This window comes from Alteribacter keqinensis (genome assembly GCF_003710255.1).
In the GTDB taxonomy this organism is placed as follows: Bacteria; Bacillota; Bacilli; order Bacillales; family Salisediminibacteriaceae; genus Alteribacter; species Alteribacter keqinensis.
In genome coordinates this window covers 2004114-2025937 of sequence record NZ_RHIB01000001.1, presented here as the reverse complement: position 1 = coordinate 2025937, position 21824 = coordinate 2004114, and the positions used below count along the sequence as shown (strand labels likewise).

At 47.5% G+C, this 21824-nt stretch carries 22 protein-coding genes and 1 riboswitch; of the genes, 21 read left to right on the top strand and 1 reads right to left on the bottom strand.

Features of this window, described 5'->3' with window-relative positions:
* The first annotated feature begins 1 nt into the window (after position 1).
* The 10 genes from EBO34_RS09920 to radC all read left to right on the top strand — a co-directional run bounded on the left by EBO34_RS09920 (position 2) and on the right by radC (position 10150).
* On the top strand, positions 2–1207 hold the full coding sequence (locus EBO34_RS09920) for a type II secretion system F family protein (protein ID WP_122897790.1): 1206 nt from the start codon (positions 2–4) through the stop codon (positions 1205–1207).
* A 96-nt stretch (positions 1208–1303) separates the two neighbouring features.
* Positions 1304–1382, top strand: a riboswitch (cyclic di-GMP riboswitch).
* Positions 1383–1657: 275 nt separating this feature from the next.
* The gene (locus EBO34_RS09915) at positions 1658–2095 is read left to right on the top strand and encodes a prepilin-type N-terminal cleavage/methylation domain-containing protein (protein WP_429699423.1); all 438 of its coding nucleotides are present in this window, start codon (positions 1658–1660) and stop codon (positions 2093–2095) included.
* 184 nt (positions 2096–2279) lie between these two features.
* Positions 2280–3035 (top strand): prepilin peptidase, encoded by a 756-nt coding sequence (locus EBO34_RS09910; protein WP_122897788.1) that lies wholly within the window; start codon positions 2280–2282, stop codon positions 3033–3035.
* Positions 3036–3057: 22 nt separating this feature from the next.
* Positions 3058–4044 carry a type IV pilus biogenesis protein PilM gene (gene pilM / locus EBO34_RS09905; RefSeq protein WP_122897786.1) on the top strand — a complete coding sequence of 329 codons (987 nt, stop codon included), beginning with the start codon at positions 3058–3060 and terminating at the stop codon, positions 4042–4044.
* Positions 4045–4052: 8 nt separating this feature from the next.
* The gene (locus EBO34_RS09900; RefSeq protein ID WP_122897784.1) at positions 4053–4883 is read left to right on the top strand and encodes a PilN domain-containing protein; all 831 of its coding nucleotides are present in this window, start codon (positions 4053–4055) and stop codon (positions 4881–4883) included.
* Positions 4880–5668, top strand: a complete 789-nt coding sequence (locus EBO34_RS09895) for a hypothetical protein (protein ID WP_122897782.1) — start codon at positions 4880–4882, stop codon at positions 5666–5668. The genes EBO34_RS09900 and EBO34_RS09895 overlap by 4 nt, the downstream gene beginning before the upstream one ends.
* Before the next feature lie 108 nt (positions 5669–5776).
* Complete coding sequence (locus tag EBO34_RS09890; protein WP_122897780.1) at positions 5777–6889, top strand: hypothetical protein; 1113 nt, start codon at positions 5777–5779, stop codon at positions 6887–6889.
* A 358-nt stretch (positions 6890–7247) separates the two neighbouring features.
* Positions 7248–8669 carry an aspartate ammonia-lyase gene (gene aspA, locus EBO34_RS09885; RefSeq protein WP_122897778.1) on the top strand — a complete coding sequence of 474 codons (1422 nt, stop codon included), beginning with the start codon at positions 7248–7250 and terminating at the stop codon, positions 8667–8669.
* A 147-nt stretch (positions 8670–8816) separates the two neighbouring features.
* A complete protein-coding gene (locus tag EBO34_RS09880) occupies positions 8817–9395 on the top strand; it encodes a Maf family protein (RefSeq protein WP_122897776.1) in 579 nt (192 codons plus the stop codon).
* A gap of 77 nt (positions 9396–9472) precedes the next feature.
* Positions 9473–10150, top strand: a complete 678-nt coding sequence (radC, locus tag EBO34_RS09875; RefSeq protein WP_142996788.1) for a RadC family protein — start codon at positions 9473–9475, stop codon at positions 10148–10150.
* A gap of 72 nt (positions 10151–10222) precedes the next feature.
* Here radC and EBO34_RS20470 read toward each other — a convergent pair whose 3' ends face one another.
* Positions 10223–10429: a hypothetical protein gene (locus EBO34_RS20470; protein WP_142996784.1), complete on the bottom strand. Its 207-nt coding sequence runs from the start codon at positions 10427–10429 to the stop codon at positions 10223–10225.
* A gap of 390 nt (positions 10430–10819) precedes the next feature.
* Here EBO34_RS20470 and EBO34_RS09865 point away from each other — a divergent pair, with 390 nt between their 5' ends.
* The 11 genes from EBO34_RS09865 to EBO34_RS09815 all read left to right on the top strand — a co-directional run bounded on the left by EBO34_RS09865 (position 10820) and on the right by EBO34_RS09815 (position 21646).
* Positions 10820–11860 carry a rod shape-determining protein gene (locus tag EBO34_RS09865; RefSeq protein WP_122897772.1) on the top strand — a complete coding sequence of 347 codons (1041 nt, stop codon included), beginning with the start codon at positions 10820–10822 and terminating at the stop codon, positions 11858–11860.
* A gap of 13 nt (positions 11861–11873) precedes the next feature.
* Positions 11874–12758 (top strand): rod shape-determining protein MreC, encoded by an 885-nt coding sequence (mreC, locus tag EBO34_RS09860; RefSeq protein WP_122897770.1) that lies wholly within the window; start codon positions 11874–11876, stop codon positions 12756–12758.
* Positions 12758–13279, top strand: coding sequence for a rod shape-determining protein MreD (mreD, locus tag EBO34_RS09855; protein ID WP_122897768.1), 522 nt, complete (start codon positions 12758–12760; stop codon positions 13277–13279). Before mreC ends, mreD begins: the two co-directional genes overlap by 1 nt.
* Before the next feature lie 34 nt (positions 13280–13313).
* Positions 13314–14000, top strand: a complete 687-nt coding sequence (gene minC, locus EBO34_RS09850; protein ID WP_122897766.1) for a septum site-determining protein MinC — start codon at positions 13314–13316, stop codon at positions 13998–14000.
* A gap of 283 nt (positions 14001–14283) precedes the next feature.
* On the top strand, positions 14284–15081 hold the full coding sequence (minD, locus tag EBO34_RS09845; RefSeq protein ID WP_122897764.1) for a septum site-determining protein MinD: 798 nt from the start codon (positions 14284–14286) through the stop codon (positions 15079–15081).
* A gap of 462 nt (positions 15082–15543) precedes the next feature.
* Entirely contained in the window at positions 15544–16902 is a 1359-nt protein-coding gene (locus EBO34_RS09840; RefSeq protein ID WP_122897762.1) for an ABC transporter substrate-binding protein, read from the top strand.
* A gap of 123 nt (positions 16903–17025) precedes the next feature.
* The gene (locus tag EBO34_RS09835) at positions 17026–18015 is read left to right on the top strand and encodes a LacI family DNA-binding transcriptional regulator (RefSeq protein WP_122897760.1); all 990 of its coding nucleotides are present in this window, start codon (positions 17026–17028) and stop codon (positions 18013–18015) included.
* A gap of 90 nt (positions 18016–18105) precedes the next feature.
* Positions 18106–19440, top strand: a complete 1335-nt coding sequence (locus tag EBO34_RS09830; protein WP_122897758.1) for a carbohydrate ABC transporter permease — start codon at positions 18106–18108, stop codon at positions 19438–19440.
* Between the two features lie 15 nt (positions 19441–19455).
* Complete coding sequence (locus EBO34_RS09825; protein ID WP_122897756.1) at positions 19456–20277, top strand: carbohydrate ABC transporter permease; 822 nt, start codon at positions 19456–19458, stop codon at positions 20275–20277.
* Between the two features lie 200 nt (positions 20278–20477).
* A complete protein-coding gene (locus EBO34_RS09820; protein WP_122897754.1) occupies positions 20478–20813 on the top strand; it encodes a DUF2628 domain-containing protein in 336 nt (111 codons plus the stop codon).
* Between the two features lie 107 nt (positions 20814–20920).
* Positions 20921–21646 (top strand): DUF3784 domain-containing protein, encoded by a 726-nt coding sequence (locus EBO34_RS09815; RefSeq protein WP_122897752.1) that lies wholly within the window; start codon positions 20921–20923, stop codon positions 21644–21646.
* Positions 21647–21824 lie beyond the last annotated feature (178 nt).

Sequence of the window (21824 nt, the reverse complement as noted above, 5' to 3'; positions counted from 1 at the left end):
TATGGCAATGTATCGTTACCGAGGCAGAAACCGGAACGGCGTTCTTGTTAATGGCAAATTAAAAAGTGATTCAGAAAAAGATGCGAGAGTGAAGCTGAAGCAAAAAGGCGTCAATGTCATGGAAATTAAGCATCTGGACAGTTGGCTCTATAAAGATGTGACACTGTTTCAAAAAGTGACCACAAATGATCTCGTCATCTTTTTACGCCAGTTTTCAACGCTCCTTCATGCCGGTCTTTCCCTCGTGGACAGCATCGAGCTTTTGGCTAAACAAACCTCAAACAAGCTCTTAAAAGAAGGGCTTGTTTCCGTGAGTGAAGATATCCGTACAGGTTCGACCTTCTCTGATGCGGCTGAAAAACAGCGTCATGTCTTTCCGCCTCTTTTTACGAACATGCTCAAGGCCGGGGAAGCGGGAGGGAACATTGAAGAGATTCTCGACCGTCTCGCTGTGTACTATGAAAAGCAGCACGCCACGAAACAAAAGGTCATCTCGGCTGTCTCGTATCCAGCTGTGGTTGGAGTGGTCGCCGTCGGTGTAGTCATTTTCCTTTTGGCTTTTGTGGTGCCGACCTTTGCAGATATGTTCGCAAGCTTCGGCTCTGACCTTCCGTGGATTACAGCATTTGTGTTAACAATCGGGGATGTGCTCCAAAGCTATGCATGGCTTCTGTTGTTAGTGGTGGTGCTCTCCGGAGTGGGGGTTGCGCTAATGGCGCGGGACAAGCGCTATAAATATTACCTGGACTACGGCCTGTTGAAGCTGCCGATTTTTGGCTCTCTTCTTCAAAAGGCAGCCATCGCCCGGATGTCCAGGACCCTGAGTTCCCTGTTTTCAAGCTCTGTGCCTGTTCTTCATGCCACGTCTATCGTAGAGCGGGTTGTAGGAAATGAAGTGCTGGCCAGAGTGATCCGGGATTCACGTAATTCTCTTGAAAAAGGAGAATCCATGGCCGACCCGATGGAGCGGCACTGGATTTTTCCGCCCCTCGTGACGCAGATGGTAGTCGTAGGGGAAAAAACAGGAAGCCTCGATTCCATGCTCGGAAAGGTCGCTGACTTTTACGAAGCCGAAGTAGATCAGGCAACTGAAAGACTGAAAACCGCCATCGAACCTTTGTTAATTGTGGGCCTTGCTGTCGTGGTCGGAGTCATTGTTGCGGCGATTGCCATACCGATGTTTGAGATCTTTGACACCATTGGGTAAAAATTCATAGAAAACTAGTAAATATTTTTATTTTATTGAGATTTTAGGCTTTTAATAATAGGAAATATAAACTATACTACTACTATAGTGAACGAATAAACGAATGAAAGCTATGAAACACCGTCTGTATATGGGCACTTGGGCGGTGTGGAGCGAGTAGTGCAACCGGCAGATGCAGCGAAGAGAGGACTTCTTATGTACAAGCACTCCTCTTATTTGTGAATATGCCGGTTTTTTTATTTCAGTAAGAATGTTGTTTTCGATTTGGTTGTTGCAGTCGCTGGTAAAGCCATTGAGGATTTTATTTGCAGCCTCCATGCCCTTCGCTTTCCGCGGGGATGCCGGTGAGCCTTCCGCAGGAGTTTCGGGCATTCCGGCTGCAAAATCCTCTAAGCGCAATCCGATAATTTGAAAACAGCGAAATTAAAATGCAGAAGGAGGTTCACTAAAGTGAACAAGTACAAACTGAAATTGCGTAAAATGATGAGGAACGAAAAAGGATTAACGTTGGTAGAGCTGCTTGCAGTAATCGTTATTTTGGGGATCATCGCAGCGATTGCAATTCCGGCGATTGGCGGGATTATTGATAACTCGAAGAAGGATGCGCATATTGCGAATGCAGAAACTTTAGCAAATGCTGCAAGATTATATGTCACTAGTAATCCCGGGACAGGTGAGATTACTGCGGAGAAACTAAGTAGTGAGGGATATATAGAGTCAGTACCTAAAAACCCCGACGGTGGGTCTTATAGTCAAGCTAAGGTTGTAATTGGTGAATCCGATGGCAATATTACCTATACAATTACTCTTGGAACTGTCATTGTTAATGAAAACATTGAAGAAATACGCGAAAAAGGAAGAGGAATTATTACTCAACCAGCAAATTGAAATTAGAGAGTTTAGAAGGGTAATAATTTAAATGCCTGATAGTAGAACTTATATTGTTCATCTATCAGGCTTTTTCTGATTATTTTTTATTATTATATTTACCTGTTCCTTCCTCTCCTAAAAACCCCTATAATAGTAGTAGATTCCATTTTTTTCGACTAATAGAAAGTGCTGGTGGTGACGATTGGAGATCCTCATTAGTGTTTATGTGTTTTTATTCGGATTGATTTTCGGCTCTTTTTTTAACGTAGTAGGAATGAGGATGCCGAACAAGGAATCCATCATCAAGCCACGGTCACGCTGCCCGGAATGCGGGCACACCCTGTCTGCCTGGGAGCTGATTCCCGTTGTGTCCTACATCTTTCTCCGGGGAAAGTGCAAAGACTGCAGCAAGAGAGTATCACCTCTTTATCCCCTGATGGAAACAGCCACCGGCGGACTGTTTCTGTTAAGCTATCTCCACTGGGGATTCAGCTTTGAGCTGATTGTAAGTCTTCTGTTTGTTTCCATGCTGGTCATCATCACAGTGAGTGATTTAACGAGCTACCTGATCCTCAACAAGGTGCTCATGTTTTTCTTTATCCCTCTCTTGCTCCTCAGACTCACCGTGGCAGACCTGTATCCATGGTGGATCCCGATCGTAGGGATGCTTACGGGGTTTGGGATTCTCTTTGCCCTTGCCGTTTTATCCAGAGGAGGAATGGGGGGGGGAGATGTGAAGCTGTATGCCGTCATCGGCGTCGTGCTCGGTTTTCCAGGTGTATTAATGAGTATCTTTTTTGCTTCTCTGATCGGTGCCGTCATCGGCATTTTCGGGGTCCTGTTCAAAGGGATGAACCGGAAATCATCGATCCCCTTCGGACCATCGATCGCCCTTGGTTCGATCATCGTTTATTTTTACGGAATACAAATCTGGAACTGGTATATGAAGATCTTTTAATGAGCAGAAGTGAGGGTTTACTATGCTGAAAATAAAAAAACAGACGTGGACTGCCGTGACGATTAAAGATCACGTCATCCGCTACGTCCGCGGCAAGAATGAATCACTTGAAAGCGTGTCCGACTTCGGGGAACGCTACCTTCCCAAAGGCGTTGTGGAAAACGGCCGGATCAAGGAATGGGACACCCTGGTTACGATCTTTCAGGAATGCGTGGACACCTGGAACCTGAAGAAGCAGAAAGTCGTTTTTACCGTCCCGGACTCCCTGTTCGTCATCCGAGAGCACAGTGTGGACAGTACAGTGAAAGACGAAGAAACGACCGGTCACCTGTATATGGAGCTCGGCGAAAAGCTTCATCTCCCATTTGAAGAACCTGCCTTTGACTGGGCAGAGCGTGACGCGGATGAAAAAAAACGGCATCTCCTTTTAGTGGCAGCTCCGGAAGATACGGTCGCCGAGTATACGAAACTTTTTGAAGCATGCAAGGTGAAGCCCCTGGCCGCAGATGTAGCGCCATTAGCTTTTTACCGGTTTTACGAAGGAGCGCGCTACGGCGGGCCAGAAGAGCATCTTCTTACAGTTCACGCTTTTCCGAGCCACGTCCTTGTGACGGTATTCAATAAAGACACGCCGGTCGTGACCCGCCATATGGAGTGGGAGCTTGACAGCCAGCAGTGGCGCGTGGAAACGATTGAAGACGAACTGATTTACGAATGGACCGGAAGCGAAGAAGAAATCATTTTTTCGTGGCAGGATGTGCTTACCGATATCCGAAAACTCAGAAACTATTACGAATCCTCCTACCATAAAGGAGAAAAAAGTCTCACAAAAGTGTGTATCGGCGGGGATCACCCGTACCTTTCCCGCTTTGAAGAAGACATGAGTCTTCAGTTTGACATCCCCGTCCACCGCTATGACCGGACCAATCTCAGAGTCTCAAATTCCGATACAAATATTCCTGAACGTTATCATGAAACGGTAGGGCTGTTGTTGAAAAAAGAGGTGTAGTTGCTGTCATGCCAGTTGAAATTAATTTACTGCCTAAAAAAGAACAAAAAGACCGCTCTCTTCTTTATGTAATCGGAGGATTTTTTCTCGCATGCTTCCTGGCCGCGGCCGTGTTTGCCATACTCGGGTCGAATGTGGAGCAAGACATTGCCGAAGCAGAGACGATTCTGACAGAAAACAAAATTGCTTCAGCGGAAATCGAACAGGAAATACATAACCTGTCCAATGCGGATCAGGCACAGCTCAGTCTTTGGATTGAAAAACTTGAAGGAAAAACGACACCGGCGTCTGCCGTCCTTCACGAAGTGGTCACCCGGATGCCCCCTGAAGGGTACCTTGTGGAATATGACTACGGCTTTCCTTTTGATGTGTATATCGAAGCCGCGTTTTATGAGATGCGTGATTTAGCCTATTACCATCAGTCACTTGAAGAGTCAGCCCTCATTTCACAGGTGACCCTTCACCGGATCGACGGAGAAGACATGACCGGAGAGGACGAGGAAGAGGAAGAAGAAACAACATTCTTTACCCAGCCGGCCCAGTCCGAGGTTTATCTTCCCCACTACACGGCGGCCATGATGATCACCATCAACCCTGACGCTGTTCGTGCCCACGGTGAGGACGCTGAATCTGATGAACCGACGGGAGATGAACCCGGCCCTCCTGGAAGAGAAGAGGATGACACCGACGTGAATATCGATATGGATCTTGAGCTGGATCTCGAAATCGACACAAATGATGAAGGGAATCAGACTGTGGACGACGAAGAGATAGACAACGGAGAAATCGACCTTGACCTTGAATTTGAAACAGATGAAACAGGAGGCGGTGATCAATGATGAGCACAAATCGTCTCCTTATTTACAGCCTTGTGGCAGGAGTTGCGGTAATCGCCTTTTGCGCACTGGCCTTTACGTCCTTTCTGAGTCCGAAACTTGAGGCCAGGGACACGACTGTCACGAATGTGTATCAGGAAGAACAAATGATTAAACAGCTCGAAGCAGAAAAATCAGCCATGATTCAGGAACAGGCAGGCCGCACGGTTACCTCCACGGAACTTCAGCGCCGGCTTCCGGTCGTACCGTTGACCGACCAGTTTATTATGGACATCAACATGGCCGAAGAAGTGTCCGGTGTGCGCATGATGAACATGACAATGGAAAAAGACGAAACCGTTTATGAAATGCTTGAAATGAGCAGTCCACCGGCAGTTGCAGAAGACGTGGAAGTGACCCGTGACGAAGAGGAAGAAGAAACGGAAGAGGAAGAATCTGTTACCGAAGAAGATGAACGTGACCTTGTGGGAGACGAGTGGCGAGGCGATGAAATCGAAGGAATGTACAAGCAGACCGCAGCCATGGACGTTCGTGTAGATACGTATGCCCACCTCGTCCGCTTTCTCGACGAGCTCGACAATCTTACACGGATTGCCAAAATTGAATCGGTTTACTTCACAAAGGAAGACACGGACGATGAACGGATGATCATCGACGGAGAAGATCATCTCGATTTTCACGTTGTTGTGTCATCATACTATTACCCGCCCCTGTCTGACCTGGAGCACGAAGCACCGAAAGCCGACTATCCATCATACGAAGACCGGGACCAGCCATTTCTTGACTAACTAAAAATCCAATCCTTTTAACGCCGCAGACGAATTTAAGGGTTCTACCAATCGGTGCTAGTTAATAGAGTAAAGTATAACGATCACCGTGAAAGGGGTTTGGGCGCGTTGGATAAAAAAAATGTCATAACGATTCGGATGAATGGCGAAAAGACGATTATTTTCCGCGACGATGATGAAGACGTCCAGTCCGAGACTGCAGCAACCGAGGACAATAACCGAGACGATGACGCTTTTCACTGGGTGCTCGCCGAACACGAGCCCCCTGAAAAAGCGGAACCAGAAACCAATATAGTAGATTTTGAAGAACGCCGCAAAGAAAAAACAGCTCTGAGCCTGCCCTTCTGGGACGACGGAAACCGGGACAGAGCACCAAAGCTTCCACCAAACAAACGAAAGAAAAAGCGTCCCACAAGACGCACCTTTTCATGGCCGAACCTGCGTCTCCCTGGGAGGATGCTCGCCATCGTCATGAGCGCGATCATTGTCGGGACAGGCTTCGGGCTCATGCTCCTCACGCTTTTTTCAACAAGCGAAATGGATCAGGCAAGCTCAGCCGCTCCGGAAATCGAAACCGCCGGTGCGGTCCAGGAACCAACTGCCTTACAACCGGTCGGCTCAATCACCGACGACACATTCACCGGCGGCATCCCGAACCTGACCGTTCACGTCGTGCAGGGCGGGGCATTTACGACTTCGGAAAAAGGACAGGAAACTGTTCAAACCATGAGGTCGGAAGGTTACCCTGCCATTTTGACAGATCACACAGAGCCTATGTATCTGTTTATGGGCATTGCGCCGTCGAAGGCAAACAGTGACGAGTTAGCCCAGGTGTATCAAAGCGTCGGCAGGGAAACATACACGAAAGCCTACCTCATTTCCAGTGACGCAGGCGTCTCAGAAGAAACAGCAGAGTATTTGTACGCCGGCACCCAGCTCGTGGACGAGCTTGTGCAGCTTGGGGTCGGAGTAACACTCAGTGAAGCAGATGTTTCAGCCGGAAAAGCGAACAGCCTGGCAGGTGCCTGGAACGAATGGAAGGTGCAGCTCGAAGCCCTGGATGAATCAGACGCTGTCATCGCAGCCGCCACAAGCTGGACCGCCAAAACCGGAGAAGCTGTGGAAAAGCTCCAGGATGAAGACGCTACCGGCTGGGACCTCCAGCAGCGCCTTCTTGAAAGCACCATATTGTATGAAAAACTTGTGAAAGAGCTTGAATAAAAGATCAACCGGTCCCGCGAATGGGGCCGGTTGATTTATTTGCGGGAGAATTTGTCGAATGGCGAAATATTGTAATCAGAGGTTGATAAAATAAGATAAAGGGTCGATAAATCTTCAACAGTGGTTGATAAACTCAAAATATAGATCGATAAATCCGCACAGGTTCACTGATACCTCCTAATCTTTCCGTTCATACTAAAAGATAGCACTTACATTAAGGAAGATTTTTATATACAATTAGCTATGGTAGCGCAGACCTGTACACCAGCCACCAGATGGCAAGGCTGCGGGATGAGGCTTTACAACTAAGTAAAGAGAAACAAAGAAGCACTGAAAGAACCAGGGAGATGAAACCGACATGACAGAACATACAAGAGTTGAACGCGATTTGATGGGAGAAAAGGAAATTCCCGCTGACGCATATTACGGCATCCAGACGGTCCGGGCAAAGGAGAACTTCCCGATTACAGGCTACCCGCCACACGTGGAATTAATCCGTGCCTTTGGGTTTGTAAAAAAAGCAGCTGCACGGGCAAACAGTCACGTGGGCGTTTTAAACAAAGATATTGCCGGAGCAATTATGAACGCCGCACAGGAAGTGATCGACGGAAAGCTGAACGATCACTTTATCGTAGACAGTATTCAGGGAGGCGCCGGCACATCATTTAACATGAATGCCAACGAAGTGATCGCCAACCGTGCCATCGAGCTGCTCGGCGGTAAAAAAGGCGAATACATAAAGGTGAGTCCGAATACCCACGTAAATATGGCTCAGTCCACAAACGATACATTCCCGACAGCGATTCACATTGCCTGTCTGAACTTAAGCCAAGGGCTGATTACAGCGCTGAATGAACTCATTGAAACACTCAAATCAAAGGAGCAGGAATTTGATAATGTCATCAAAATGGGCCGGACCCACCTTCAGGATGCGGTGCCGATCCGTCTCGGGCAGGAATTCGGTTCCTACCGCCGTATGCTGAGCAGGGACTTAAAACGGATTCAGAACTCCGTTGACCACCTTTATGAAATCAACATGGGTGCAACGGCGGTAGGGACAGGCCTGAACGCTATGCCAGAGTATATTACAAAGGTGACGGAGTACCTGGCTGAAGACATGAATATGCCGTTTCACAGTGCCGAGGATCTTGTGGATGCCACGCAGAACACGGACGCGTATACCCAGCTGTCTGGTGCCATGAAAATCCTTGCGATTAACATGTCCAAGATTGCCAACGACCTTCGCCTCATGAGCTCGGGTCCGCGCACGGGTTTTAACGAAATTAATCTGCCGCCGCGCCAGGCCGGTTCATCGATCATGCCGGGGAAAGTAAACCCGGTAATGTGTGAAGTGATCAACCAGATCTCCTTCCAGGTGATCGGTAACGACCATACGATCAGCCTTGCGTCGGAAGCAGGACAGCTTGAACTGAATGTCATGGAGCCGGTTCTTGTATTCAACCTTCTTCAGTCATTTTCAATTCTGCAAAACGGCATCAGTGTGTTCCGTGAATATGCAGTGGAAGGAATCACTGCGAACGTGGAGCGCTGCCGTGAAATGGTGGAAACGAGCGTAGGGATTATCACCGCTATCAACCCGCACGTGGGTTATGAAACAGCAGCCCGTATTGCCAAAGAAGCGATCACAACGAACATGAGTGTCCGGGAAATCTGCATCGAGCGGGGCATTCTTACAAGAGAAGAGCTCGATAAGATTCTCGATCCAAAAGAAATGACCAAACCAGGCATCGCCGCCTCCGAACTCCTATTCGGGGAATAATCAGTATGTGAACAAATCACAGAGGGTCAGACCCCTGGAAGATGGAGGTCTGACCATACTTACTTTTGCGTAGGGTTGTCGTTTTTTGTGGTATGCTGAAGGTGCCTCTTAAGACGTCGGATCGTTACGCTGTCAGGAGGAATTTTGATGACCCGATTGATACTCGCCTCACAATCACCTCGCCGGAAGAAACTGCTCGAGCAGGCAGGCATCCCCTTCCACACTATTTCCAGTCAAGTAGAAGAAAAGACAGATCCAACTTTATCTCCGGAAGAGCTCGTCGTTTCTTTGGCGATGCAAAAAGCCGAAGCGGTGTTTAAGAAGAACCCGGAAAACGTCGTTCTTGGTTCGGACACGGTTGTGTCCATTGACGGGCGCGTTCTTGGAAAGCCTTCAGACAAAAAGGAAGCCCGGGACATGCTTCGTATGCTTTCAGGGCGCACCCACGAAGTATTCACCGGAGTGGCAGTTCTCTCCGGAGATAAGACCCGTACCGTTTGCGAAAAAGCGAGCGTGCAGTTTTATGACCTCTCAGATGAAGAAATCGACGGCTACATTAAGAGCGGCGAACCTTTTGATAAAGCGGGAAGCTACGGAATTCAGGGCCTTGGCGCTGTCCTGGTTGAACGCATATCAGGAGATTACTTTGCCATCGTAGGGCTGCCTCTGGCGAAAACGATCCGCGTGTTAAGAGAGTTTGACATTGTGGGTGACTGGCAAGCGTAAATCATCATCGCACTAGCCTTCATGGACGCAGTGCCATCGTCATTCCCAAGAGCGAAAGGGTGACGTGTGTGTCAGAAATGATGATGATCCGGGATGTGCCAAAAAGTGAGCGCCCCCGGGAAAGGATGCTTCAGGAAGGGCCGAATGCGCTGACAAACCAGGAGCTGATTGCCCTTATTTTAAGCTCCGGAACGAAAGAGGAGTCGGTTCTTCAGTTATCCGGCAGGGTCCTCAGACACTTTGACGGGCTGAAGCTTCTTAAAGACGCTTCGATTAACGAATTTATTGATATTCATGGAATCGGAAATGCGAAGGCGGTTCAGCTGAAAGCAGCCATCGAGCTCGGCCGGCGGATTCACAACCTCCCAACCGAAGAACGCTATGCGATCCGGTCTCCTGAGGATGTGGCCAATTTTGTGATGGATGACATGAGGCACCTTACTCAGGAACACTTTGTCTGCCTGTATCTGAACACCAAAAATCAGGTAATCTACAAGCATACGGTGTTTATCGGAAGTCTAAATGCCTCGATCGTGCATCCGAGAGAGGTGTTCAAAGAAGCGTTCCGCTATTCGGCTGCGTCCATTGTGTGCCTTCATAACCACCCGAGTGGGGACAGTTCACCGAGCCGGGAGGACATCGATGTGACGAAGCGCCTGGTGGAGTGCGGGAACGTTCTCGGAATTGAAATTCTCGATCACGTGATTATCGGGGATCAGCAGTTTGTTTCGTTAAAAGAAAAAGGATACGTTTGAGTGGTGGAGGCCTCTTTTCTGGGAGAAGGGGTCTTCTGTCTGTTGTTTGTGTCGAACAGTGACGAATTCTCTTTAAAAGTGCCTGAAGTCTGCATAAATGACGGGAAGTTCTTTATAAATGGCGGAAAAGTCTGCATAAAGTGCCCGAAGTTCTCCATAAATCGTAAAAAGTTCTCCATAAAAATTCGTCAGCTCTTTATTTGGTGGATCCGGAAGGGAGATATCATTAATCCGGCGACGTTTATCGTGTATCTTCCAGACATATCGTGAATTCGCCACATCTAAACGTGTATCCAGACTCGGTTACCCTGAACGCTCTTCAAAAGTCACCGCCGGGCAGGCTGTTATCCATTGGCAACGCTGTACTCAGCATGTTACAGTTAGGCTTAAATGATGAATTTTTAAAGTGGCGGTGAAAATGCTACTCAAGAGGTCCTTTTTTGAGTATAATTAACCGTATGGGTTTTTGTAACTAAACCGGGCGGTGAGAGTCCGGGTTTATTTAGAGAGCAATACCATCACTAATTTTGAAATTGCTGGCTTCAGCGTATGACAGGGTTTATGGATGAGAGAAGCGGCGGCTTGGCACGAAGGGTTAACCGGTCAGGTGTGCTGTGCTTCTTTTTTTACCCTAAGGCTGGGCTTTAATGATGAAGGGAGATTACATAGATGTTTGGTGGTTTTTCAAAGGATTTAGGTATTGATTTGGGTACGGCGAATACGCTTGTGTACGTGAAGGGGAAGGGTGTTGTTGTCCGGGAGCCTTCGGTTGTGGCAATTCGTTCGGATGCGGGAACGATTGAGGCTGTCGGTAATGATGCGAAGAACATGATTGGCCGTACGCCCGGGAATATTGTGGCGATTCGCCCGATGAAGGACGGGGTTATTGCGGATTTTGATACGACGGCGACGATGATGAAGTATTTCATCAGGCAGGCGCTGCGTCATCGTTCGATCTTTACCCGTAAGCCCAATGTGATGGTGTGTGTACCGTCTGGGATTACGGCTGTGGAAAAAAGAGCGGTGGAAGACGCCACGAAACAGGCGGGTGCCCGCGAAGCTTATACAATTGAGGAGCCTTTTGCGGCTGCGATCGGTGCGGACCTGCCGGTGTGGGAGCCGACGGGAAGCATGATCGTTGATATCGGCGGTGGTACTACAGAGGTGGCGATTATTTCTCTGGGTGGTATCGTAACCAGTCAGTCGATACGTATTGCAGGTGACGAGATGGATGATGATATTGTTCAATACGTTAAGAAAACATACAATCTGATGATCGGTGAGCGTACAGCTGAAGCGATTAAGTTTGAGATCGGTTCTGCCGGGAAGCCGGAAGATGTGGAAGATATGGAGATTCGCGGGCGTGACCTTGTAAGTGGTCTTCCGAAGACGATTTCCATTACGGCGGCTGAGATTTCATCGGCACTGGAAGATACAGTGGCGAGCATTGTACAAGCGGTGAAGGATACGCTTGAGCAGTCTCCTCCTGAGCTTGCGGCGGACATTATGGACCGCGGTATTGTGATGACCGGCGGCGGGGCGCTTCTAAGATACCTCGACCGTGTGCTGAGTGAAGAGACGAACATGCCGGTTCTTGTGGCTGAAGAGCCTTTGGACTGTGTGGCGATCGGAACGGGCAGAGCGCTTGAAAATCTTCACTTATTCCGCTCTAAGGCTGGTATCACCGTTCGATCAAATCGGAAAGGGTAAGTAGGTGTCCTGAATGGCCCCATTTTTTTCAAACAAGCGGTTAATTGCGTTGCTTGTCTGCATTATTGTGCTGGTAGCGTTGATCGGGTATTCCATGAGCGAGCGGCGTTCTGCCTCGCTCCCCGAGCAGCTTCTCAATGACAGTATCGGCTGGGTTCAGTCTGCGTTTTCCAGGCCCGCTCACGGTGTAGCGGGTTTCTTTGAGAGCATCAATGATATGCGGACAATCTACGAAGAAAATAAGGTGTTAAAGTCTCATCTGGATGATTATGCGTCGCTGCAGGTGGAGCTGTCTGAGCTCCGTCGTCATAATGAGGAGCTTCAAGGCTCTCTTGATCTTCAGGATGATCCTGAAATTTACGACTTTTCCTTACGTTCGGCGATGATGATCAGCCGTTCTCCTGACCGGTGGACCGAATACATAGGCATCAATAAAGGTGCTGTCCATGGAATCGAACAGGATATGGCTGTGATGACGAGTAAAGGCCTGATCGGAAAAGTACGGAATGTTTCCCAGCTCACATCAACGGTTCAGCTGTTGAGTGACCAGGACCGTACGAACAGGATCAGTGCCATGGTTGACGGCGAGGAAGCCGTGTTTGGTTTTATTGAAGGAATCAGTGATGAGACCGGTTATCTGCAGTTTACAAAAATTGATATTGACGCTGAGATTGAAGAAGGAATGACGGTTGTGACTTCCGGTCTTGGAGGGGTGTTCCCGAGAAACCTTGTGATCGGTGAAATCGTTGAGTATGAGGCGGACGAGTTTGGTCTGACACAGCAGGCTTACGTGAAGCCGTCTGCGGACTTTAACCAGCTGGATTATGTGATGGTTGTGGAACGGGAAGCTGCTTCTCTTGAGGAGGACATCGATCCGGAAAATGAGGATGAGGACTGATGATCCGCTATTCTATTTTTCTCGTTATGTTCCTGCTGTTTGTTCTTGAAGGAACCGTGTTTCAGGTTTTTGCCCCTGACCTTCACGGGTTTCCTTATATATTGATTCCCAGGTGGGTTCTTCTCGTTCTTGTGTTTGTCGGTATTTTACAGGGACGGGGCCCTGCTCTTCTATATGCCGTCGGTTTCGGGATTTTGTATGACGTGATTTATTCACCGCTTCTTGGTGTGTACACGTTCGGAATGGCTGTTGTCGTGTATCTTGTGTCCTTTTCCATTCCTTTTTTCCAAAAAAACCTCGGGTTGTCAATTATGATGGCGTTACTCGCAGTCGTAGGTCTCGAGTATTTTGTTTACGGCATTTATTCATTGATGGGACTGGCCAGCCAGCCCCACAATCTGTTTTTCTACACGAGACTGCTGCCGACGTTTGTGTTTAACGGCCTGATTCTTGTACTCACAGGCTTTTATTTAAGAAAGTGGATTTTATATGTACTAAAACGAAAACAAGAGTTCATATAGGCGCGGTTCAAATAAAGTTCAGAGGTGATTGATCATGACACAAAAGCAAGTGAAACAGCAAAACGTCATTATAAAAGGAACTAAGGACGGCTTAACATTTGTCTTAAATGATCAGTGCGCCTTTGAAGATGTGTTGGAAGAACTGGCGGAAAAGCTTTCAGACCGTCCCCAGCCACAGGAAAACAGTGTACGTGTCCGGATCAATCTCGTATCAGGCAAGCGTTACCTGGAAAAAGAACAAGTGACACTGCTTCAGAAGCAGTTTAACGATCATATTCACGCAGATATTGATACGATCGAAACGGATGTAATTACAAAAGACGAGGCCGAGGAAATGCGTCTCGACAACCAGATCACCCGCCTTGCCCGTGTGATCCGCTCGGGGCAGGTCATTGAGGTCCGGGGAGATCTACTTCTGATCGGGGATGTGAATCCCGGCGGTACGATAAAGGCCACGGGGAATATTTACGTGCTGGGTGCTCTAAGGGGCATAGCCCATGCCGGGGTTAACAATAATAAAGATGCTGTTATTTGTGCCGGAAGCATGAATCCTTCCCAGCTCCGCATTGCTGATGTAATCAGCAGACCTCCTGAACAGGAAGGAAAAGGCGGACGGGAAATGGAGTGCGCCTATGTGGACGAGGACGATCAGATGGTTCTTGACCGCATGCAGAAAGTCGGACAGGTGCGTCCATACATCACTGACGACCTGACCTTATAAACAGAAACAAATCGTAATACCCATTTGGTCGATTCGTGGTAAAATAGAGAGTAGACAAGCGATCAAGTGTTGATAGGAAGGCACTGAAAAAGTTCGGTCTTTAACTTTTCCAGTGCCTTCTAAGCAATGAGCGTAACAATTGCATTTTTTAAAAGCCTGTTACAAGTGGGTTTTTCTTAACAGGCGAGCAACCGAATGGAGCCATTGCATCTCAAATAAAAGGCACTGAAAAAGTTGCTTTGTACTTTTTCAGTGGCCTCTTGATAGAAAGGGGAGACTGAGCGTGGGAGAGGCCATCGTCGTTACTTCTGGAAAAGGCGGCGTCGGTAAAACGACGACAACCGCGAATTTAGGGACAGCCCTGGCGCTGAACGGAAAAAGAGTTTGTTTGGTGGATACAGATATCGGTCTTAGAAACCTGGATGTTGTTATGGGTCTTGAGAACAGGATTATTTATGACCTGGTTGATGTAGTAGATGAGCGATGCCGTCTGCATCAGGCACTCATAAAAGATAAGCGGTTCGAAAGCTTATCTCTCCTTCCTGCAGCACAGACGAAGGACAAGTCTGCTGTAGAGCCGGCGCAGATGAAAAAGCTGGTGGAAGAACTGAAACAGGATTACGATTACGTATTAATTGACTGTCCTGCAGGAATTGAGCAGGGATATAAAAATGCGGTTGCCGGTGCCGATCAGGCTATTGTCGTCACAACGCCGGAAATTTCGTCTGTTCGTGATGCGGACCGTATTATCGGGCTGCTGGAAAAAGAAGATGTATCCGCACCGAGGCTTATTGTAAACCGGATCCGTCCCCATCTGATGAAAACCGGTGAAGCCATTGATGTAGACGAGATTGTGTCCATTCTCGCTGTGGATCTTCTGGGCATCGTTGCCGACGATGATGACGTGATTAAAGCGTCCAATGCCGGTGAGCCGGTTGCCATGGATCCAAAGAGCCGTGCATCTCTTGCGTACCGCAACATTGCCCGCCGCATCAGCGGTGAGTCTGTACCCCTGATGTCTCTTGACGAAGATAAAGGGATGCTTACAAAAGTGAAAAAATTCTTTGGTATGAGAGCATAGAAAAAGATGACGCAGGAGGTATAAGGCCTTTGCGTCATCTTTTTTTATTACGGGGTGTTCCGGGCGAATAAAAAGTGATTGAGGGCGAATAAATCCCTATTAAGGGTGAATTAATCCTTTTTGAGGGAGAAAAAAAACATATTGAGGGAGAAAAAACCAAAAGCGTTTGTTAGAAAGAACCAGCGTAACTCAATTAAGTTCTAACAGACAAAAACTAAATTGAAGTACTCAAATAAAAAATTCAGAAATTTTGCAAAAAAACTATTGAAAACGTTTTCATATAAAATTATAATAAATGTATGAAAACGATTACATACTTTTACATGCATTTTACGAGATTCTGATTCAATAGTGTCTCTGAAATGTTCTTTTTTCACAAAAGTATGAAATCGTTGTCAGATAGTTTGACTGACGAAACAACTCAGACCTTGCGCAGATACTTATTTTAAGGGGGAAAACAAGATGAAGATCTGGAAGAAGGTTTTAACTGGAACGGTTGCCATGTCTATGGTTGCCATGATGGCGGCGTGTGGAGATGATGAGGAGACGGACGTACCGGAAGATACTGATACAGACGATACGGAGCAGGAAGATGCAGACGAAGCCGACGGTGATGACAATGAAGCGGCTGCGGCAGAGGATCAGGAGGAAGTCACCATTACCTATGCACGTGGTAACGATGCCACGGGCAGTACGGATGTGCTGATCGAAGCATTTGAAGAGGCGTTTCCTCACATTACAGTAGAATACCGTGACATGCCATCAGATACTGGTGCGTCCCATGACCAGTACGTAACAGAATTCTCTGCTGGGGACAGCACAATCGATGTGTTTGACGCAGACGTAATCTGGCCGGCAGAATTTGCCCAGGCAGGGTATGTTCTTCCTTTAGACCGCTTCATTGAAGAAGACGGAATCGATATGGATGCCTATTTCCCGGGTACAGTAGAATCTGGTCATTTTGACGGACGTCAGTGGGCAATGCCGAAATTTACTGACGCAGGACTCCTTTACTACCGTACCGACATTGTAGACGAGCCTCCAACAACATGGGACGAGCTTCTCGAAATGGCTGAGGAGTATGCCGGGGAAGAAGGAACGGAGTTTGGCTACCTCATGCAGGCAAACCAGTATGAAGGCCTTGTGGTAAACGCCATTGAATTTATCAGTGCCTACGGCGGACAGGTGCTGGATGATGACCAGAACGTAACAGTACACAGCCCTGAAACCGTTGCAGCTATTGAAAAAATGAAGGAGATTGTTGATGCTGACTCCTCTCCAAGTAATATTCTGAACTTTGATGAGCCGGCTACTCATACGGCATTCCTCGAAGGTCAGGCGGTATTTGCCCGTAACTGGCCGTACATGCAGTCCATGACGGAAGACGAAGATCAGTCCCGCGTGGCTGGAAATGTAGGCTTTGCGCTCCTGCCGGCAGGTGACGCGGGAAGCGCTGCAGGTCTTGGGGGCTGGATGACGATGATAAACCGTTACAGTGAAAACCCTGAAGCAGCCTGGGAGTTTGTGAAATTCATGACGGGTCCTGAAGGTCAGAAGATCTCTGCAATGGAAGGCGGACTGGCTCCGACAATTGCCGAACTTTATGAAGACCCTGAGGTTCAGGATGTCGCGCAGCTGTTCGCTGACGAAGAGTTCGTCCGTACCCTTGACAATGCTGTTCCAAGACCGATTACACCGATCTATCCGCAGATCTCCGACATCATGCAGATCGAATTGTCCAGAGCTCTGGCAGGGGAAATCAGCGCTGAAGAAGCTGCATCAAACATGCAGTCTCAGATGGAATCAGCTCTAAGCGAGTAAGTGAGTGATTTGGAAAAGGAAGTGGACTTGTTTGTTCACTTCCTTTTTACATAACGGTGTTTAAATGGCGGCAGGAATGCCCTCTTTTGAACACGTATTTCTGTATTAAAAGAGGGGATTTTCATGGCTACGATAAAAGAAGTTGCCCGGCGGACGGGCCTTTCACCAAGCACCATATCAAGGGTCATCAATAACCATCCGTACGTGGATGACGATAAACGACGAACGGTCCTTGCAGCCATGGATGAACTGGGCTATGTGCCAAACTCATCCGCCCGGCGGCTCAGGGGACAAAAAACGAATACGATCGCTGTTATTATTTCCCGTATCATTAACCCTTTTTTCAGCCACCTCGTCGATTCCATGGAAAAGATTGCAGGGGAAAAAGGATATCAGCTTATTTTATGTGATTCGAGGCTCGATGTAAAAAGAGAGCTTGCCCATATGGAGCTGCTGAAAACAAAGCAGGTGGACGGCATTATTATGGCGTCGATGCAAAATAAATGGGCTGCCCTTGAGCCGTTTACGAAGTACGGGCCGATCATTGCCTGCAATGAATATGACACGGATGCGAAGATGCCCATGGTACGCTGCGATCAGCAGATTGGTGGATATATCGGGGCAAAGCATCTGATTGAACGGGGGCATACGAAGATTGCCTATGCCGGGGGTGCTGACCGGATTGAGCTCACATATGACAGAAAGCTCGGATTTACCAAAGCTTTGAATGAGCACGGACTTTCTGTAAAAAATGAGTGGAATTTCATCAGCTACTACGGAATTGAAGACGGTAAGAATATCTTTCAGCGCATCTATGCCATGACCGACAAACCAACGGCGATCTTCGCCGGAGGGGACGAAGTTGCAGCAGGGATTATCCAGGAGGCGAAACGGTTTGGATGCCGGGTTCCTGAAGATCTCGCTGTAATCGGGTACGACAACCAGCCAATTGCAGACTTGATCGACCCGGGTATTACAACGATTGAACAGCCCATTCATATGATGGGTTCGAGAGCAATGGAACTGATGGTCGATATGATTAAACATAAGCGTAAGACGAAAGCCCAGACTGAACTTTTACCTTTGAACCTGATCATCCGGGAATCTACGTAATGAAAAAGAAATACCTTCACGCCGCAGGTTTGAAGGTGTTTCCTGTAACTGCTGCTGAAATCGATTTCAGAATCAAGAGGAGGAGAGCTTATGGGAAAAAAGAAAAGCCGGGGCTTCAGTTTAACAGAAACACAGCTCGGTTATTTAATGGTCCTGCCCGCAATTATCCTTATTTCCGTTATTACACTATGGCCGATCGCCCAGTCTTTTTACAACAGTTTGTTCGATTACCGGCTGAACGACCCGACTCGTAACCAGACAACCTTAAACTATCAAATTGACCTTGAAACGTATGTAGATAATCAATTTTATCTGGAAAGAGATTTGTCCGCCCTTGCATCATCAAGTGAAGGGGAGGTGCAGGAGTTTCTTCAGCAGCTTGAAGTCGATATCAGCAGCTATCACCGAGAGCTTCTCGAGATGGATGGTCTCGCTGAGCAGTATGATGAAGTTGATGAAATGGTGATGATGTTCCAGCCGGTCAACGATTCGGATCTGCGTTACGCTGAACTGCCGAGTGACTTTGCAGAAGGGTACACAGAAACGATTGAAGAAGGCCGTGCCCGGGTTCAGGCATTTATTGAAGAAACGAGTGATGAGGCTCTGCAGGATGAGCTTACTTCTTTATCCAGCAGTCTGCTTACGACAGACCGTAGCCTGATTCGTCCAAACTTTATCGGACTGTCAAACTACGGAAAGTACCTTCAGGATGAGCGTATGTGGCGTGCCATGTGGAACACCGTTCTTTTTACAACCGTGTCGGTATTTTTTGAGCTCGTCATCGGACTTGCTGTTGCCCTCGTGATTAACCGTGCCTTCTTCGGACGGGGCCTTGTCCGTGCATCCGTTTTGATCCCGTGGGCCATTCCAACCGCTGTCGGTGCGATGATGTGGCGTTATCTGTATGATGGCCAGTCCGGTGTTGTGGCTCATTACTTTGAACAACTCGGCATTATCTCTGACGCATCCGTTTTGCTCAGTACAGGCTCCGGTGCCATGGGCGCGATTATTCTCGCCGACGTATGGAAAACAACACCGTACATGGCGCTGCTTCTTCTGGCCGGCTTGCAGACCATTCCAAGAACCCTTTATGAGGCAGCGGAAGTGGACGGGGCGAATAAAATTCAAACGTTCTTTAAAATAACACTGCCGATGCTTAAATCTGCAATTCTCGTAGCACTCCTGTTCCGTACCCTTGATGCGTTCCGTGTGTTTGACTTGATCTATGTATTAACAGGGGGAGGGCCGGCAAACCGGACCGAATCCATTTCTGTTTATGCCTACAAGGTGCTGTTCGCCCAGCAGAACTTCGGTGAAGGGGCTGTCCTTTCTGTTATCGTGTTCGTCTCTGTGGCAATTATCAGTGCACTGTTTATTAAAATCATAGGGTCCGACTTGTTCGAAAGTCGCGGCGGCCGGGGATAAAGGAGGTTTTAAGCGATGGAAAAGAAAGCAGGCATAAAATTTTATCTATTCCTGAGTATCTTTGTATTTGTGATCATGTTTCCGTTTATCTGGGTGTTCCTCACATCCATTAAGCCGCCGATCGAGATCTTTGGAGGCTTTAACTGGTTCACTCAAAATCCTACATTTCAATCTTACGTGAACGCCTTTAACACGAGGCCGCTTCACATGTACATGTGGAACAGCTTTGCCGTCTCGACTTTGACAACGGTGATTGCGATATCGGTGGCTTCTCTTGCAGCCTATGCTCTTACAAGACTGCCGATTCGGTTTAAAGGGCTGATTCTGGGTGTCGTTCTTGCAGCAGCCATGTTCCCGCAAATTGCGATTATCTCACCCATCTACAACCTGATTACAGGTCTGGGTCTTCGCAACAGCTACATGGGTCTTGTGATTCCATATATTACAATCAGTCTGCCTCTGGCCATCTGGATTCTGGCTACGTTCTTTAAAAAGATTCCCTATGAGCTTGAGGAAAGTGCGAAGCTAGACGGGGCAACACCGTTTCAAACGTTCAGAAAAATCATTTTCCCGCTGGCGGCACCCGGTGTGTTTACGACAGCGATCCTCGTATTCATCGCTGCCTGGAACGAGTATCTGTTTGCCTTGACGATCAACACAGCGGACCGCTGGCGCACCATTCCGGTCGGGCTTTCCATGTATGAAAGTCAGTACACGATTCCCTGGGGGGACATAACTGCCGCTACCGTGGTCGTGACGATCCCAATCGTCATCATCGTTTTGTTCTTCCAGCGCAGAATTGTTGCCGGACTCACTTCCGGGTCTGTAAAAGAATAATGTGTATGCTGACCCGTCTCTATTTTGAGGCGGGTTTGTTTATGGGGAGAGGTTGGTTAGAAAACTTTAGTACCGAAACTTAAGTATCGAAACATAGGTATATACTATCTTAATTTGAAATATATTGAAGTTTAGTGGCGTTTATGTAGTATAATAGTCTTGAGCTTATATAGAGCATATACCCGGGAGGAGACGACGCTATGCATGGCATTCTAACAAATGATGCAGGAGTTCAAAAAAACGTTAAGATTGGATTCAGCTGGACGACATTTTTCTTTGGCTTTTTCCCGGCTTTGTTCAGAGGGGATTTGAAATGGGCAGCAATCATGTTTATTACTGCTGTGGCAATTGGGTTCCTGACAATGGGATTTGGAGCATCCATCCCAGGCATTATTTTTTCTTTTATTTACAACAAGCTTTACATTAAAGACCTCCTTGAAAAAGGCTATCGTCCTGCCAATGAGCAGACAAAACAGGAGCTTGAAGCAAGAGGAATCATTGCCAGAACAGTGAGCGTCGAACCTAAAGGCGCTTAGGATAGGAGTGACTTCGACATTTTGTTGAAGTCATTTTTATTTTGTAAAATGAAACGTATATTTCAATCATAACGTAAAGAAAGGAAGGATTGATTAGGAGGTAAACGATGCTCATTGCCATTACGATTCAACTCTTCAGTTTTTTAATTATATGGATTCCGGCTTATTTCATATACAAAAAGGGCGTTTATATGCTTTTGTCCGGATTCAATACCAAACCTGAGGAGGAGCAGCAGCGCCTCATTGAAAACGGCTATCCCCAGGCAGTCGGGAAAGCGATGATGAACTCGAGCTATATTCTTCTTGCAGGAGCGGTACTGGCGTTCTTTGTTGAACCGGATTTTGCAGTAGTTGTCTCCTGGCTCGTATGGATGCTTTATCTTTTCATCCGGTTAATCACGCTGAGCAAACTGGACAATTCAAAAACAAAAAAGCGAAATTTATCCATTCTTATTGGTGCAATGGTATTCAGCATAATCCTGGTCGCTGTCGTATTTTTGGAAGGAGAGCGCGAGCCTCGTTTTACTGTTTCTGACCAATCGGTTGCAGTGAGCGGAAGACACGGTGTGGAATGGTCTCTTGAGGAAATAACGGATATCGACCTTGTGGGGGAGGTGCCGGAAATCCGGTCCAAGATGAACGGATACTCCTTCATGGAACGCCGCCGGGGTCATTTTTCAATAGAGGGGCTGGGGCGCGGAAGGTTATTTGTTCATACGGGTACGCCGCCGTTTCTCTACCTGGAGAGAGACGATGATTTTCTTTTCGTAAATTCTAAGGATCCGGCAAAAACAGAGCAGTGGTTTCAACAGGTTCGGGGGTCAGTCGAATAAAAAAGAGTCCTGATTGTCTGACCTCAATTTGTGTGGCTAAAGGTTTATAAAAAATCGTATAAAAGATCCGGCAGTAAAAATTGCCGGGTCTTTTATTATGGGTGTATGGATTCATTTATTAGTAACACGAAATATCCTGCAATTTTTGACAAAATAGTCAGAAAATTAGTGTTATATT

Excerpts from the sequence above, each read along its gene's own strand:
- EBO34_RS09825 (WP_122897756.1), top strand. The coding sequence starts at position 19,456 with ATGGAAAAGAAAGCAGGCATAAAATTTTATCTATTCCTGAGTATCTTT.
- minC (WP_122897766.1), top strand. The coding sequence starts at position 13,314 with ATGACACAAAAGCAAGTGAAACAGCAAAACGTCATTATAAAAGGAACT.
- EBO34_RS09840 (WP_122897762.1), top strand. The coding sequence starts at position 15,544 with ATGAAGATCTGGAAGAAGGTTTTAACTGGAACGGTTGCCATGTCTATG.
- EBO34_RS09865 (WP_122897772.1), top strand. The coding sequence starts at position 10,820 with ATGTTTGGTGGTTTTTCAAAGGATTTAGGTATTGATTTGGGTACGGCG.
- pilM (WP_122897786.1), top strand. The coding sequence starts at position 3,058 with ATGCTGAAAATAAAAAAACAGACGTGGACTGCCGTGACGATTAAAGAT.
- aspA (WP_122897778.1), top strand. The coding sequence starts at position 7,248 with ATGACAGAACATACAAGAGTTGAACGCGATTTGATGGGAGAAAAGGAA.
- EBO34_RS09815 (WP_122897752.1), top strand. The coding sequence starts at position 20,921 with ATGCTCATTGCCATTACGATTCAACTCTTCAGTTTTTTAATTATATGG.
- EBO34_RS09835 (WP_122897760.1), top strand. The coding sequence starts at position 17,026 with ATGGCTACGATAAAAGAAGTTGCCCGGCGGACGGGCCTTTCACCAAGC.
- mreD (WP_122897768.1), top strand. The coding sequence starts at position 12,758 with ATGATCCGCTATTCTATTTTTCTCGTTATGTTCCTGCTGTTTGTTCTT.
- EBO34_RS09880 (WP_122897776.1), top strand. The coding sequence starts at position 8,817 with ATGACCCGATTGATACTCGCCTCACAATCACCTCGCCGGAAGAAACTG.
- EBO34_RS09920 (WP_122897790.1), top strand. The coding sequence starts at position 2 with ATGGCAATGTATCGTTACCGAGGCAGAAACCGGAACGGCGTTCTTGTT.
- radC (WP_142996788.1), top strand. The coding sequence starts at position 9,473 with ATGATGATGATCCGGGATGTGCCAAAAAGTGAGCGCCCCCGGGAAAGG.
- mreC (WP_122897770.1), top strand. The coding sequence starts at position 11,874 with ATGGCCCCATTTTTTTCAAACAAGCGGTTAATTGCGTTGCTTGTCTGC.
- EBO34_RS09895 (WP_122897782.1), top strand. The coding sequence starts at position 4,880 with ATGATGAGCACAAATCGTCTCCTTATTTACAGCCTTGTGGCAGGAGTT.
- EBO34_RS09830 (WP_122897758.1), top strand. The coding sequence starts at position 18,106 with ATGGGAAAAAAGAAAAGCCGGGGCTTCAGTTTAACAGAAACACAGCTC.
- EBO34_RS09820 (WP_122897754.1), top strand. The coding sequence starts at position 20,478 with ATGCATGGCATTCTAACAAATGATGCAGGAGTTCAAAAAAACGTTAAG.
- EBO34_RS09900 (WP_122897784.1), top strand. The coding sequence starts at position 4,053 with ATGCCAGTTGAAATTAATTTACTGCCTAAAAAAGAACAAAAAGACCGC.